This is a genomic window from Brevibacillus halotolerans, assembly GCF_026891775.1.
GTDB lineage: Bacteria > Bacillota > Bacilli > Brevibacillales > Brevibacillaceae > Brevibacillus_B > Brevibacillus_B halotolerans.
In genome coordinates this window covers 132,409-146,463 of the sequence record NZ_JAPTNK010000003.1, presented here as the reverse complement: position 1 = coordinate 146,463, position 14,055 = coordinate 132,409, and the positions used below count along the sequence as shown (strand labels likewise).

Genomic DNA, 14,055 nt, shown 5'->3' with positions numbered 1-14,055 from the left:
GATATGGAAAATAAACAAAAAATGATAGTCCCAAAGCAGGATGATAACTATACACATAATATTCATCGAGATAATGAACGTAAGTTGGATCGGCGCGGATTCATGAAAACGATGGCAGGAGCTGTAGGAGTATTTGCCGTAGCCTCATTACCCTGGGGAACACTGGCTGCCCGCGAGCTGCTTGGGCTTGCACCTAAGCAGGAAGATAACCTGCTAAAGATAGCGGATATAGCTCAGATCGGGATCGGCGAAGCAGTCAATTTTGCTTATCCAAGCAAGCATGATCCAGCATTGCTAGTACGTATAGGGAAGGACGAATATAGAGCTTATCAGAACTCCTGTCCTCATTTGAAATGCCCTGTGTTTTGGAATAAGGAGCAACAAGAATTATTATGTCCGTGCCATCATGGTAAATTTAGCGTTATAACAGGAGATCCGATCGCTGGCCCACCTAAACGTGCTTTACCCGAAATTAAGCTCAAAATTGAAGGTGGAGCCATTTATGCGACAGGAGTGAAGCCATATGAAATCTAGCCAATGGAGAGTTGTTTGCATGAGCTTGCTTTTGTTGGCGAGTATTACGTTTGTGCAACTGTGCGTCGATATGTTTTATGCCCAGCGTTATATGGAGGTGTTGCTATATAGCGGCCTGGCTATCATTTGTGTACCGGTAGCCTTCTTACTCTATTCACTTGATAAACGCCGATAGTTGAGGGACGATTGGAAAGGAGAAGTGACGATGAACGCAGAAAAGCAGGCTGGTTCGTTTTTGCAAAAAATACTGCCTGATTTTGTGGCTTGCGCTATGGAGATTCAGATCATTGATGTTGCCGAGGATGCAGAAAAAGAGGTGGCACCTCCGATTCATCGTCATTTGGCTAAATGGGAATTGATTGAAAATGATACCATGGTTCGTTTGTATTTTAATTCCTGTCAGTTTATCGCAATTCCTGTGGTTGGAGTTGGGATTAGCTTAAAGCAGTTGGCGGCACAGGTGCAACAAAATAACCAAGAAAAACCGGAAAGCTGTAGGGATTGGGAGAATGATCAGAGGAAAGATGAACAACATACCATGCTTCAGATAAATGATAGTGAGCGTCAATTAATCTATCACATTATGTTTCACAGACCCACTATGTAAGATACTTATAGCTTTTAGATAAAAGGTAAAAATTTATCCCGTTCCTCTAAAAATGATGGAAGCTCATAGTTAGAGGAACGGGATTTTTGTGTAGACTAAAAAAAGGAATACTACTCCTGATGCAGTTCATACGTCTCAGAAGAAACTGACGAAATAAATGGACTTATGTTCTGAAGGCAGTAGAGATGCAATTCGTGCATAGCCCGGGTACATGCTGTATACAGTAGCTTTCGATCGTTTTCTTTTCCATATTGATCTGCCGAGGCGTTGTAGATAAGGACGGCATCAAACTCAACGCCTTTTGAAAGAGAGGCAGGAACGACAAGCACGCCCGGCTCAAAGCTAGCTGTGTCTTGCTCCACTAGCCGTACGGATAGCTCTGCTCGTAGAAGCTCATATGCTTCCTTGCTTTCTTTCATCGTTTTACAAATGACGGCAATGGTACGATGCCCCGCTTGCTGTAATTCTTGAAGGTGTTTTGAGATATCACGGGTAAGCTTGGTAATGTTTCCTGCTATTGTCAGGGTAGGTTTTCTGCCGTCCCGATTGAAAGGAATAATATCTCGGCCACCTTCAACAAGTTCACGTGTAAACAAAACGATTTGTCGAGTGGAACGGTAGCTACGAGTCAGTTGAATGATTTCGCTAGTGGCAGTAGAAAATGTGGACGTAAATGCTGTCCATTCGTGAGTGGGAGCTGTATGAGCTAAGATCATTTGATTGTAGTCTCCAAGTAAGGTCATTTTACTAAAAGGAAACATTTTTCTAAAGAAGGCTAGCTGAAAGGGTGAATAATCTTGTGCTTCATCTAGGAAAACATGTAAAACCCGTGTATTTATACCGAAGCCTTTGAGTAAGCCTTGCAGATAGAGATAAGGAGTAGCGTCTTCGTAATAAAGCTCACGATGACTAAGCTTTTCTAGAGTTAAGGAACAAATTTTTTCCCATTGATTGGGAAGAGTAATCGTATCACTTTCTGTATTGAGAGCAGTTGTAAACAACTGTTGGTAGATGGAAGGAAGATCAAGGAACCCAAGTCGTTTGATTCGAGCCCGCAATGGCTTAAAGTGTTTGTTTACAATCATGCGCCCTAGTATTTTTTTCTCTTGCTCATGATCGTCAAATGAATTTCCTCGTAAGCGATTTTGTTTTACTAACATGTCATAGGCCTTTTGAAAATCATCCTTATCTAATAGCTCAACCTCATCCTCTACCCAAGATTTCGTTTGCTCTTTGCGCGCTGCTAGTTTTATTTGCGCAAGTAACCAGTCAGCTAGCTGTTTGATTCGCAAAGGGATGGATATAGAAGGATCAAAGGAATAGAATTTATCTGCCATTTGCTTTTGGGTGATTAACACGTTGCCTTGAAATGATATGTCATGAAACACAAGACCCTGCTTGCTTAATTGGTGGACGTAGCATTCAATAAGCTGTATAAAATCAGAGGTAGCCTTGAAGCGAATGGCCTCTACTCTTGCTTGATAATCTGACTCCTTGGAAGCTGTCTGAACATATTCTAATTGAGAAAAGGGGTCTTCTATTGTAAAAGCTTTTCCAATATGCTTGCTCAAAAAATCCTGGAAGGTTGTTTGCTGCATATTCTCTTCGCCAAGCTCTGGCAGCACGGTAGAAATGTAGCTATTAAACATCTGATTTGGTGAAAATAAAACGATTTGATCTGCACATAGACGATCTCGATAGCGGTAGAGTAAGTATGCGATACGTTGGAGAGCAGCGGAGGTTTTTCCGCTCCCAGCCGCTCCTTGTACGACTAAAAGCTGACTTTTTTCATTACGTATGATCTGATTTTGTTCACGCTGAATGGTGGAAACGATGGTCTTCATCTGATTGGTTCCTTGTTTGCCAAGTACCTCTTGTAACAGCTCATCTCCAATAGTGACACCTGTATCAAATAACCCCTCGATCGTACCAGTTTTAATGATAAATTGTCGCTTTACTTCAAGTGATCCAACCACAATGCCGTCTGGTGTATCATATTGGGCTTCTCCAGGTGGATAATCGTAGTAAAGGCTGGCAATAGGGGCACGCCAATCATAGATTAATAGCTCATCGTCTGTTTGGGTAAGAAGAGATGCGAGACCAATATAGATGCGCTCTGCCTCTTTTTTCTGCAAAGAATAATCAACAAAATCAATTCGACCAAAGTATGGAGATTCGCGTAAGCGTGTTAAGGTACGCAATTGGTTTTGGGTATGCACATGTGTACGTTCCCGCTCGGATAATATTTCTGCTTGCTGCTTGACGCTAGCATAGGTTTCGACGGCCTCATGAGGATCATCTAAATTCACGCTCACATCGTCCCAAAAGGTTTTGCGCATTTCAACCACATCAGATTGAAGCACATGTACATCAGCCTCGTATTGCTTTAACCGGCGATCAATTTCATGAATGACTTGATTAACACGTATTTGCTCTTGTTTCCAATTTTGATCTGTCATAACGAAATAAGTCACTCCTTTTACTTGAATTAAAAGTGCAGAAGGGGATTGACAAGTGAATCTTCACATGATAAAATCTAAGTATATGATTGTGATTATTAAAAAGTGAATTACAGAAGCACCTTCCATTCTATCATTATGAATGGATTTTTTCAATGTCATTTTTGAGGTCTTACATATAATTTCTAGATCAGTTATCGTCAACGATACCTCCCAGCTGCCTTTAAAGTGGATGGGAGGTTTTTTGATCGGCAAAAAGAAGAGCCTGCAAACGAACAGCGCAGGCTCTTCTTTTTATTGTGCACAAATAGTATTGAGTGTCAGTAGTAAACCGAATGTAAATCGTTTTTCAATCATGCTGTTTACTACTGAGGTTCATTCATTTTTAAGGAGAGACTATGAGGTTCCTGTAATTGGTGAACCATTTATTTTGTAGTTGGTAGGAACGGAGGCTTTCCCAGAACCAGCACCGCCGATTGTATAGGATTTCCCGGGTGCAATTTCCGTTGCCCAGCTTGGAGGCTTAACTGTGTAGTTGTTTTGACCTGGAGTGAGAGTGGCATCCCAAACAGAAGTGAGTTGACCTGTATAGTCAAATTGTAGGGTCCAATTTGTAATAGGTGTGTTCCCTGTGTTGGTTATAATCAGGTTAAAATTGTACCCATTATCCCACTGTGAGGTTATCTGAAAATCCACCTTAGCTTGAACTTTGCTTGGATCAGGATCGGTAGGGCCTTTAGGCTCCTGTTTGTATTCGATTGTGACGGGATGTGTTTGCCCTTTGGCAACATGAACGGTAGCTGGTTTAACGATTGGAGAGTATTTGTAGGTGGTATCCTCAAATGGTTTTGCCGTGATCGCGTAAGTACCTGTTGGCACTTGCTCCACTAGCTTTTTCTGCCCAAAAGCAACGTTATAGGTAGCGCCATTAAAGGTAATTTCAGGTGTGAAGGAGTAGGACTGCTTGGCAACCTCTAAGGAAATAGCTCCATATTCTGTAGGGGTGGTGCCAGATTTGAAGCCATTTGCGATTACATGAATTAATTCTTCTTTTGGATCCCCTGTCACTTCCCAGACAATGATGCCGCCATATCCATTTTGGTTAACAAAATTTACTTTTTCTTGAAGGGAAGTTGGATCCTCATAAGTATACATTTGTTGTTTACTTTCGCTGTAAAGATAAGGAGCTTTGGCAACAGGGTCGTAATACTTTTTAAAGGCAGGATCTTTTTCTAGCACCTCTTTGATATGGTAGTAAGGATTGTTGCCTGCGTTTCGACCACCATCCCAAATTCCCTTTACACTTTCAGGAACAGTGGAAGCAAACAAACCAGGCAGTTCAGGAATCGGACCATCATTTTTCACTTGTCCCCATCCACGCGAGTAGAAAGGAGAGCCGACAATTAGCTTGTCCTTTGAGATACCAAATTTTTCGAAGTTTTTCATTGCTTGAGCCGTATTGTAATTCACTTTGACGAATTCTTCATAGGGTTCTTTCGGATTTGGGAAAAGAGGGGAGTGATGGCCAGTTTTATTTTCCCACGCGCCGTGGATGTCGTAGGTCATGACATTGATGAAATCGAGGTATTGGGCATATTTATCAGGCTCGGTCTTGGCGATTTTGTCTAAACCGCAACCTACTGCTGCTGTCAGCTCGTAGTATTTTCCATCTTCTTGTCCGGCTTTTGTAAGCGCTTCCCTAAGATCCTTTAAAAGAAGAGTGAAGGTTTCTTTTTCGGTATCATCTGCTTTTGGTGTACCAAGATCATTAGGATTGTCTACTTTATCAGGGTCGCGTTTAAAGCCGGGGTATTCCCAGTCGATATCTACCCCATCGAATTGCCATTGACGAATAAAATCGACCACACTTTTGGAAAATTTGGCTCTTGCCTCTGGCGTTTTAGCAACGTCATGGAATCCGGCAGACCTAGACCAGCCACCGATGGAAATCATCGTTTTAACATGTGGATATTGCTTCTTATGCTTGCGAATAGAACCTAGCGTACCTGCATCAGGAGAACCCCATGTTGCTCCATCCATTAAGGCCTCTGTCGCTGCATATTTGTCAAAATAATCGATGGTTCCCGTTGTCATGTTAATGTCTGCGAAGGCATAGTTGAGATGGGTAATTTTACTCCAAGGAATTTTGGCAGGCGTATAATTGTTGTGTCCTGCATAAATCCCCCACTCTGGATAATACGCTACAATCCGTTTGTTATACGGTGAAGCAGCCGTCTTTGAATCTGAGGGCGAGGAGTTGCTCCTGTTCTCGGCAAAGGATGTGTTTGGTACAAGCATTGCTACCAAAACGAGAAGCGTAGATAGCCATGAGAAAAATCTTTTCATTTTTCAGCCTCCTTTTTAATATTTATATCAACTATATTCCTATTATTTCCTGTTTGTGGATTTTTTTCAATACTTTTTTTAATTTGAAATTGTAAAAAAATATTTTGTTAATGAATAATAGTTTTTTGTAACGAATGTTGCTATTTATTTGATATTTTTATAAAAACAGCAAGTTCAAATCGTTTATCGTTTCGTCTATGAAGTATCGAATTTTGCACCATCTGATAGGGAAAGGAATCGAACTTTAAGAAAAGAGGAGACAGACATATAATGAAATCAACAAGTGATGGATGCGCTTACAACATTGGTGAGACGGGAAGGAGAGGAAGGCATGCTATCTTCGCGATCGCGTGAAATTATTAAAACGTTGGTGTTAGCACCAGAACCACTCCGAATAAAAGAAGTAGCACAGGTCTTTCAAGTTAGTGAACGAACCGTCAAATATGATTTGGAGCATATCCGTGCTTGGCTAAAAGAACGAAATATTCCTTTGCTCTCTCAACCCAATAAGGGAATCTGGCTGGAATGTGAAGGACAGATCAAAAATCAAATAATCAACTGGTTACAAAATCACCGGGCAAATGAAATTTTTTTACATCAAAACGAAAGAGCCCGCTATATCGCCCTGGAGCTATTATGTGAAGTCCGATATTTGCGGATCAAGGATTTTACGGAGAGCTTATTGGTAAGTCGCAACACGATCATTTCAGACCTTGAAAAGGTAGAGCGCTTCTGTAGCTATTGGCAATTACATCTTGAGCGAAAGCTACGTGTTGGCTTACGAATGGTTGGTACTGAACTTCAGCGTAGGCTAGCACTAGAGCAATTAATGCTGGATTTACTAGACGGCGCTCAAATGTTTCAGCTAGTACAGAGCATTTCACAAGAACAGGATAGCATGGCTCTCATCATGCCAATTTTTCAGAGATTGAAAATAAGAGAAGAGGAAGCATACCGATTAAAAGAAGCATTAAACCGTATCGTTCTTCGTATAGGGAAAGAACTACGGATTCATCTGTCAGACCGAGTTCTTATAAGCCTATTGATACGGATAGGGATCGTCGTGCAACGCTTGCGTAGCGGATACAGCAACCAGCTAGATACGCTAGAGATTTCAGCTATTCATCAGTTTTCTATTTTTGCCTATTTCAAAAATGAACTGCAAGTCTTGTCTGAACAACTGTCGCTTCCGATCACTGAGAAGGAAATAGCCTTTATTTGTATGCCGACCATCGGGATGATCGTGGACCCACATGCCTATGAGGATACGGTTGATTCCTCCGAGCAAGCAGAGATTTATGCACTGACTGAGGAACTTATTCAAGCGGTAACGAACAAATGCGAGATTCGATTTCGAGAAGATCCAGGCCTAATGGAGCATTTATTTGCGCATCTGTCAGATCGAATTGTGAAATACAGAAATGGTGTTTTGGACCCGAATCCACTGACTGATGATATCATCCGGACATATCCTTCCTTATTTACAGTATTGAAGCAAATTTGCTTAGAAAAGTTTGCAAAGTATCAAATTCTACTTTCTAATTCTGATATCGCCTACATTGTCCTTCATTTTCAAGCTGCTCAAGAAAGATTGGCAGGTCATAGGCAAGTGCGGACCTTACTTGTTTGTGGAACGGGACGAGGAGTAGCAAGATTTCTCCAAACCCATTTAGAAAAAGAAATCAAAACATTACAAGTGGTAGGCCTTTGCTCTAGCTTGGAGGTTGATAGCTTCCTACAAAGGCGCTCTGTTGACCTTATCGTTAGTGTAATCCCCTTACAGGCGAAAGTACCTGTTGTGCAAATAAATGCCCTGCCCACGAAACAGGATCGAGAAAAGCTACAATCTGTTTTAAACGTGGTAAAGGCAAAGCAACTGGAGGAAGCCTCCCAAGCAGGAGAATGGAAGGCAATAAAAATGAAGTCACATACAGCTAAGCGGCTCTCAAGTGCAGTAGATTCCAGTACTGATCCGTTCTCAAGCAGAGAGCGAACAAATTCTAGTCTACTTGTGAAAAATACTTCATCTGCCATGGCTCAGGAAATGGAACATATGACACAGGACATTATCCTGCAAGGTTTTGAGATTGGAATGAAAGTAACGAGTCGATTTGCTCATCTGTTACCTGAAAAGAGGCAGCAAGGCTTGCTTCTACACGTTCTACTAATGGTAAATCGCCTGTCGCATGGCAGCTCTTATCTAAACTATGAGACAAGCGGATTACAAGAATCTCGTCACATGAAGGCCTATCGGCAGGAGCTAATCCAATTTTTTGAGCAGGAGCATCTTACAGTGCCAACCAGCGAGCTTACTGCCATCATGCGATATTTCACAGAAGAGAGGGGCTAACATAAAAATGGACTACGATGTACTTCTTTGTAATGGTCTTGTGATAGATCCAGCTAACAGCCGAAACGGTCGTTTTCATATTGGGATTCGAGGGAACAACATTCAAAGGGTTTGGGAAGCAGATGATCATATGCCTCTTCCAGCCTCTAAAATGGTGATTGATGCGAAGGAATTGATTGTGACGCCTGGATTAATAGACTTGCATGTGCATATATTCACAGATTACACACCGCTGGGCATTCAAACGGATCGGATTGGTGTACAGCAGGGTGTGACAACAGTGGTGGATGCTGGGAGTGCCGGCGTGGAAACCTATCCTATTTTTCTGGAAAAAGCCGCTACGAGCAGTGAGACGGAAGTGCTTGCTTGGATCAATATTTCACGATTAGGGCTCTGTGGAGGACTTTCAGAGTTAGCTGATTTATCTCAATTGGCACCAGTAGAAACAGCTCATTTGATGAAAAATGATTCGCGTATCTGTGGTATTAAAGCAAGAATGAGCGCTTCTGTGGTACAAGAAAACGGAAGTAAGCCCCTATATATAGCTAAACAGGTGGCAAGAGAACTAGAGGTACCAGTGATGGTTCACATAGGAAATGCACCTCCAGCTCTACATGACGTATTGGAATTATTAGAAGCTGGGGATGTTGTTACACATGCGTTTCATGGGAAAAAAGGCGGTATTTTTACAGAGGAGGGTAGCTTGCTTCCAGAAGCAGAACGGGCATTGAAGCGTGGTGTAATCTTTGATGTCGGTCATGGTACCTCTAGCTTTAGCTTTGCCACGATGAGACGTGCGCTGGAATTTGGGATTAAGCCATACACCATTAGTACAGACATTTATCGGCAGAACATAGATGGGCCTGTACACAGCTTAGCAATGACAATGAACAAATTACTAGCGTTAGGTGTTTCTCTCGATGAAGTGGTAGAGATGAGCACATGTCATCCAGCTAGGATTTTACGAAAAGAGCATGAAATCGGCACCTTAACAGAAGGGACACGAGCTGACATTAGTCTGTTGAGAATGAAAAAAGGGCCCTTGGAACTAACTGATTCTGAGCAAGCTACCCTTACCACATCAAGTTATTTGCAGCCAGAGCTCACTATTAAATCAGGAAAGGTATTGAAATGCGTATGATGATAAGCATCGTGGAGGAAGTAGCTAAATTATCTCCCATACAAGATACAGAGGTGTCCGAGTTAACCAAGCTGCTTGAGGACATACAGCAGTTGACGAACCAGATTCTGCTGACGATTAACGAGGAACGCTGGATTGCGATGGGAGTTCATCTGCTGGCCTTTATGAGACGCGTGCAACATAAGGAGAGACTAGCTGCAATGGATTTATCTTTGATGGAAGAAGGAGATGTAAGGTTACAGCAAATCTCGCAAAAGGTTTTGGATGCTTATGGGGTGCAATATGGTTTTTTGATCGAACCAATTGAAATCTTTCTTCTGCAAGTTCATTTAGAAACAGCAAAGGCTTTATTAGAAGAGACGAAATAGGAGGGAATTGTAATGGGTGAAATTAAGGTGGTTATTGGAGATCGTCTAGGAAAAGGACAGAATATTGCGAAAGGGATTAAAGCGGCTGGAGGCCTACCTATCCTTATTCCGGGAGTCGGAGCAGATATGAAGGTCGGAGATTACATGCATAAGGAGCATGCCGATTTTGGACTATCTTTTTGTGGAAGCGGTGGAGCTGGCGCTGTTACAGCTAAAACGAAATATGGCTATGAGATTGAATTTGGCTTACGCTCCATAGATGCGGGCATTACGGCCTTGCGTGAAGGGAAAAAAGTGATTGGCTTTGGGTTTATGGATACGGAGGAATTGGGGAGACGGATGACAGAAGAGTTTAAAAAAATGAAAGGATAGGAGGAAGCAGGGAATGTATAAAGAGCTTGATTACACGTTGACGTTAAGCGGGAGCGGTGATTCTAAAGAAGCTGCCTTTCAATTTGTGTTTAGTCAAATTAAAAGCAAGATGGCTCGCGAAATTCCTGATCTCATTTTACGAATTGAACCGATGGATGTTGAGGTATTGAAGGCAACGCAATTTTCCTATAAAGAGCGCTTTCTAGGGATTTTGTTTCCGCGTACTAGAACGAAATACACGATTGAAGTGCGTATTTTGGTCCGTTTACGTGTAATTGAGCTGTCCAAAATACCGTTTACGGAAGAAATGCAATCAACTTCTAGCAGGCAGATCAAACTAGCGAAGAATCCTAACACGTAAGCACAGAAAAGAGGGAGTAGCGGATGGGTATCACCTTGGTCATTATTGTGAAATCAATCATTATTGGTGCACTCGTTGGGTTTGGAGTTGGAGCAGGTGCAGCTCGTATGTTTCACGCTCCCAATGTGCAAGGGATGGGTGCTTTTCGTACCTTTGGTGAATTAAATGCATGTGAAGGAGATCCAATATCTCACTTTTCATTCGGTTTGGGATTTTTATTTAATGCATGGGCGTCTGTTGTAGGTGCAGGTGCGTTGACTCAGGACGTTGATCATCGCATTATCCCAAACTGGGCAGCGGCTGGTCTGTTATGGAAAAATCGGAATGTTTCCGAAACGTTACATAATCCGAAAAAAATGGCATTTGTAGGAGCGTTTGTAGGGGTTGTCGTGGTGACTTTATTAAATTCTACCGCCTCGTCCATACCATCTTCCATGCAGTTAGTAGCAACTAAGGTATTGGTCCCGGCTGCAAACTGGCTGATTAACCCAATCATGCCAATCGTTTTCTGGATGGCTGCAATGGATGCTGGTAAGCGTACTGGTTTATGGGGGACGGTACTAGGTGGATTGGCTCATTTAATCATGGGGAATGCTGTCCCTGGTATTGTTCTTGGTATTCTCATCGGTAAAGGTGTGGACGATAGCGGCTGGAACCGTATTACGAAAACCTTGGTGCTTGCGGTAGTGCTTTTATACACATTAAGTGGTTTCTTCCGTGGTTTCGATGTAGCGTTTCTGCATAGTATTCAGGTGGATATTCCCCAATGGCTCATTGATGTACACAAATTATTTGGATCAGAGGTGAAATGATATGGACCAATCGTTAGAAAAACAAGGCTTTTGGATGTCTGAATGGGCTTTTCCTATCTTTGTTGCCTGCTTATGCTAGGGGATTTTTGCTGGTACACATATGTATTATGTGCATCATGTAGGAGCATTTAATGATATTGCTATTGTAGCGATGTTAGAGGCAGGGATCAAAGGCGGAAGCTATGGTGCTGCAGCGGCATTTGGCGCTAGCTTCTTGTTTGCCCGTGTCTTAGAAGGCCCCCTAGTAGGGATTTTGGATATCGGCGGTGCTCTACAAACGGGCATCGGGATTGGAGTACCTGCCCTGTTGCTAGGAGCCGGAATCGTGGCTCCCATAGAATCGTTTCCACTCGCGTTGTTAGTAGGTGCTGGTCTAGGTTTCTTGATTGGGATCATTATTATTTTCATTCGGCGCTATACTATAGCTGGTTCTACCTCAACCTTTGGGGCAGATGTCATGATGGGGGCGGGAAATGCTGCTGGTCGGTATTTGGGACCGTTAATTGTTATCACAGCGATTATGGCCTCAATACCAGTGGGCATTGGCGCGACAATTGGTGCGGCTCTGTTCTATGCGTTTAAAAAGCCCATTGCAGGTGGGGCAATCATTGGGGCAATGATTATGGGTGGAATTTTTCCGATTCCAGCATAAAAGAGGTGTTTATGGAAAGTTGTCTTGCGTGTACTTAGATTCCTGTATCTTTTTACACATACGCTAGAAACAGAAAGGCTGAGAAAAACATGTCAATCTATCAACAGCTAGGTCTTCAAGCCGTCATTAATGCGAGTGGAAAGATGACGGCGCTAGGTGCAAGTGCTGTTCATACCGAAGTGGCTCGTGCTATTTCAGAAGCTTCGATGGATTATGTAGATATGCAGGAGCTGTTAACTTGGGTTGGGAAACGTATCGCAAAAACAACCGGTGCAGAAGGAGGCTGTCCAACACTCGGAGCTTCGGCAGGAATAGCAATTGCTACTGCGGCCATTATTGCAGGAAGCAATCTTTCGAAACTAGAGAAAATTCCATTTTTACAAGGTGTTCCGAATGAAGTGATTATACAGAAGGGGCATTCTGTACATTTTGGTGGAGCTGTCCCACAGATGATGGCTTTAGGAGGAGCCCACGTAATTGAGGTAGGTCATGCCAATTTTGTGGAGGCCGAGCATATAGAGGGTGCGATTAGCGAGAAAACGGCTGCGCTCTTTTATATCAAGTCCCACCATGCCGTACAGAAGGGGATGCAATCTCTTCAGACCATGCTAGAGATCGGACATCGTCATCAGCTCCCTGTGGTTGTGGATGCAGCTGCTGAAGAAGATTTGCGCAAGTATGTTCAGATGGGCGTGGACTTGGTCATTTATAGTGGTGGTAAAGCCATCGAGGGACCAACCTCGGGTTTTATTTGCGGCAAACAGCACTTCATTGACGCGTGCCATGCTCAATATAAAGGAATAGGTCGTGCAATGAAGGTCGGGAAGGAAGCGTTGATTGGTTTAACAGTGGCACTGGAGCGCTACGCCAATAAGCGTGATACGGGCGAGGAACAAAAGGGGCGCATGCAATCATTTTTGGAGCAGATAAAGGGTGTACCAGGAATCACAGGACGCATTGTTCAGGATGAGGCTGGCCGCGAAATTTACCGGGCACAACTTACGATCGATCCAGCCATATCTGGTATGACGGCTTTAGAGCTAGCGCAAAAATTGAAAGAAGGAAATCCCTCTATTTATACAAGGGATCATTATGCCAATGTAGGAATCATCTATATTGACCCAAGACCCTTGCTTCCCCAACAAGAAAATCTGATAGCTCAGCGTTTACGTGAGATATTAGCAAGCATAGAAGGAGGAAAATGATGAGTAGCCATGTAAAAGTACGCGTCAATTTATTAGTCAGAGACCCTGAGAATGCAAAGGATATCATGGAAATATTGAATGGGCAGGTATTAATTGGTCTTATGGTCAAGTCATTTTCAAGTGTGGAATTGGCAGTTGAAAAGGTAAGGGAGTATCAAAAAGCAGGGATTCCAGTGTCAGTAGGCTTAGGAGCGGCTGACCCCACTCAGTGGAAAAAAGTAGCTGAGGTAGCCAAGCAAACGATCCCACCGCATGTGAATCAAGTATTTCCAGCAGCTGGCTACACGATTGGACTATTGGAGGCTGAAGGTGGGGCAAATACCATTGTCAATGCGGTGATTACCCCAAGCGGAACCGTAGGGAAGGTGTATGTAACCACAGGGCCTGTGAGTCAGAGGTATGAGGAAGCCATCTCATGTGAAGCGGCGGCGGCATTAATCGCGGACATGGGTATCCCTTCTGTCAAATTTTATCCATTGAATAACCGATTAGATGAGTTAACTGCCATGGTAAAGGCTGCTGTGGAAGCAGGTATTACCATTTTTGAGCCTACAGGCGGAATTACGATTGAAAATATGGCAGAAACGGTGCGCATTTGTATCGAAAATGGTGCTAGAGAAGTGATTCCCCATATCTATACGTCTATCGTGGATAAAGCGACTGGTTTGACAAGAATAGAAGATGTGCAAGCTGTAAAAGCTGCATTAGCTGAGTGGTTATAGGTTATAGTTGATTTCGGTGCGCAATTTTTTCCGAATGATCCCTTTGATTCGGCTACGTTATTCGTATAAAATAATGAATGATAGACTGATTGGGTATATCCCTTTCAGTCTCTTTTTGCTCCTATA

The 14,055-nt window shown here is 42.9% G+C and carries 13 protein-coding genes and 1 pseudogene; 12 read left to right on the top strand and 2 right to left on the bottom strand.

What is annotated here, in order from left to right:
- Window positions 1–3: 3 nt before the first annotated feature.
- From O0550_RS05610 to O0550_RS05600, 3 genes are read left to right on the top strand one after another with little or no spacing between them, the layout of a single operon-like run.
- On the top strand, window positions 4–534 hold the full coding sequence (locus O0550_RS05610; RefSeq protein WP_003340333.1) for a QcrA and Rieske domain-containing protein: 531 nt from the start codon (window positions 4–6) through the stop codon (window positions 532–534).
- Window positions 524–709 (top strand): hypothetical protein, encoded by a 186-nt coding sequence (locus tag O0550_RS05605; protein ID WP_022586860.1) that lies wholly within the window; start codon window positions 524–526, stop codon window positions 707–709. Before O0550_RS05610 ends, O0550_RS05605 begins: the two co-directional genes overlap by 11 nt.
- A gap of 30 nt (window positions 710–739) precedes the next feature.
- Window positions 740–1,141, top strand: a complete 402-nt coding sequence (locus O0550_RS05600; protein ID WP_258425788.1) for a hypothetical protein — start codon at window positions 740–742, stop codon at window positions 1,139–1,141.
- Between the two features lie 110 nt (window positions 1,142–1,251).
- Here O0550_RS05600 and helD read toward each other — a convergent pair whose 3' ends face one another.
- Both helD and O0550_RS05590 read right to left on the bottom strand, forming a co-directional pair.
- Window positions 1,252–3,600: an RNA polymerase recycling motor HelD gene (gene helD, locus O0550_RS05595; RefSeq protein WP_258425787.1), complete on the bottom strand. Its 2,349-nt coding sequence runs from the start codon at window positions 3,598–3,600 to the stop codon at window positions 1,252–1,254.
- 396 nt (window positions 3,601–3,996) lie between these two features.
- On the bottom strand, window positions 3,997–5,946 hold the full coding sequence (locus tag O0550_RS05590; RefSeq protein ID WP_258425786.1) for a glycosyl hydrolase family 18 protein: 1,950 nt from the start codon (window positions 5,944–5,946) through the stop codon (window positions 3,997–3,999).
- 331 nt (window positions 5,947–6,277) lie between these two features.
- On the opposite strand from O0550_RS05590, the gene O0550_RS05585 reads away from it, so the two are divergent.
- The 9 genes and pseudogenes from O0550_RS05585 to O0550_RS05545 all read left to right on the top strand — a co-directional run bounded on the left by O0550_RS05585 (window position 6,278) and on the right by O0550_RS05545 (window position 13,929).
- On the top strand, window positions 6,278–8,296 hold the full coding sequence (locus O0550_RS05585; RefSeq protein ID WP_258425785.1) for a BglG family transcription antiterminator: 2,019 nt from the start codon (window positions 6,278–6,280) through the stop codon (window positions 8,294–8,296).
- A 7-nt stretch (window positions 8,297–8,303) separates the two neighbouring features.
- Complete coding sequence (locus O0550_RS05580) at window positions 8,304–9,437, top strand: amidohydrolase/deacetylase family metallohydrolase (RefSeq protein ID WP_258425784.1); 1,134 nt, start codon at window positions 8,304–8,306, stop codon at window positions 9,435–9,437.
- Window positions 9,428–9,805, top strand: a complete 378-nt coding sequence (locus tag O0550_RS05575; protein WP_068792415.1) for a PRD domain-containing protein — start codon at window positions 9,428–9,430, stop codon at window positions 9,803–9,805. Before O0550_RS05580 ends, O0550_RS05575 begins: the two co-directional genes overlap by 10 nt.
- Window positions 9,806–9,817: 12 nt before the next feature.
- Window positions 9,818–10,177, top strand: a complete 360-nt coding sequence (locus O0550_RS05570; RefSeq protein ID WP_003336150.1) for an SFCGS family glycine-rich protein — start codon at window positions 9,818–9,820, stop codon at window positions 10,175–10,177.
- Window positions 10,178–10,190: 13 nt separating this feature from the next.
- On the top strand, window positions 10,191–10,538 hold the full coding sequence (locus O0550_RS05565; protein WP_096887199.1) for a DUF4312 family protein: 348 nt from the start codon (window positions 10,191–10,193) through the stop codon (window positions 10,536–10,538).
- 23 nt (window positions 10,539–10,561) lie between these two features.
- Window positions 10,562–11,350: a DUF4311 domain-containing protein gene (locus tag O0550_RS05560; RefSeq protein ID WP_003336153.1), complete on the top strand. Its 789-nt coding sequence runs from the start codon at window positions 10,562–10,564 to the stop codon at window positions 11,348–11,350.
- A 1-nt stretch (window position 11,351) separates the two neighbouring features.
- Window positions 11,352–12,002 (top strand): annotated as a pseudogene (locus tag O0550_RS05555) (DUF4310 family protein).
- 89 nt (window positions 12,003–12,091) lie between these two features.
- Window positions 12,092–13,207 carry a DgaE family pyridoxal phosphate-dependent ammonia lyase gene (locus tag O0550_RS05550; RefSeq protein ID WP_258425783.1) on the top strand — a complete coding sequence of 372 codons (1,116 nt, stop codon included), beginning with the start codon at window positions 12,092–12,094 and terminating at the stop codon, window positions 13,205–13,207.
- Window positions 13,207–13,929, top strand: coding sequence for a KDGP aldolase (locus tag O0550_RS05545; RefSeq protein WP_258425782.1), 723 nt, complete (start codon window positions 13,207–13,209; stop codon window positions 13,927–13,929). The genes O0550_RS05550 and O0550_RS05545 overlap by 1 nt, the downstream gene beginning before the upstream one ends.
- Window positions 13,930–14,055: the final 126 nt, after the last annotated feature.

Excerpts from the sequence above, each read along its gene's own strand:
- O0550_RS05610 (WP_003340333.1), top strand. The coding sequence starts at position 4 with ATGGAAAATAAACAAAAAATGATAGTCCCAAAGCAGGATGATAACTAT.
- O0550_RS05605 (WP_022586860.1), top strand. The coding sequence starts at position 524 with ATGAAATCTAGCCAATGGAGAGTTGTTTGCATGAGCTTGCTTTTGTTG.
- O0550_RS05600 (WP_258425788.1), top strand. The coding sequence starts at position 740 with ATGAACGCAGAAAAGCAGGCTGGTTCGTTTTTGCAAAAAATACTGCCT.
- helD (WP_258425787.1), bottom strand. The coding sequence starts at position 3,600 with ATGACAGATCAAAATTGGAAACAAGAGCAAATACGTGTTAATCAAGTC.
- O0550_RS05590 (WP_258425786.1), bottom strand. The coding sequence starts at position 5,946 with ATGAAAAGATTTTTCTCATGGCTATCTACGCTTCTCGTTTTGGTAGCA.
- O0550_RS05585 (WP_258425785.1), top strand. The coding sequence starts at position 6,278 with ATGCTATCTTCGCGATCGCGTGAAATTATTAAAACGTTGGTGTTAGCA.
- O0550_RS05580 (WP_258425784.1), top strand. The coding sequence starts at position 8,304 with ATGGACTACGATGTACTTCTTTGTAATGGTCTTGTGATAGATCCAGCT.
- O0550_RS05575 (WP_068792415.1), top strand. The coding sequence starts at position 9,428 with ATGCGTATGATGATAAGCATCGTGGAGGAAGTAGCTAAATTATCTCCC.
- O0550_RS05570 (WP_003336150.1), top strand. The coding sequence starts at position 9,818 with ATGGGTGAAATTAAGGTGGTTATTGGAGATCGTCTAGGAAAAGGACAG.
- O0550_RS05565 (WP_096887199.1), top strand. The coding sequence starts at position 10,191 with ATGTATAAAGAGCTTGATTACACGTTGACGTTAAGCGGGAGCGGTGAT.
- O0550_RS05560 (WP_003336153.1), top strand. The coding sequence starts at position 10,562 with ATGGGTATCACCTTGGTCATTATTGTGAAATCAATCATTATTGGTGCA.
- O0550_RS05550 (WP_258425783.1), top strand. The coding sequence starts at position 12,092 with ATGTCAATCTATCAACAGCTAGGTCTTCAAGCCGTCATTAATGCGAGT.
- O0550_RS05545 (WP_258425782.1), top strand. The coding sequence starts at position 13,207 with ATGAGTAGCCATGTAAAAGTACGCGTCAATTTATTAGTCAGAGACCCT.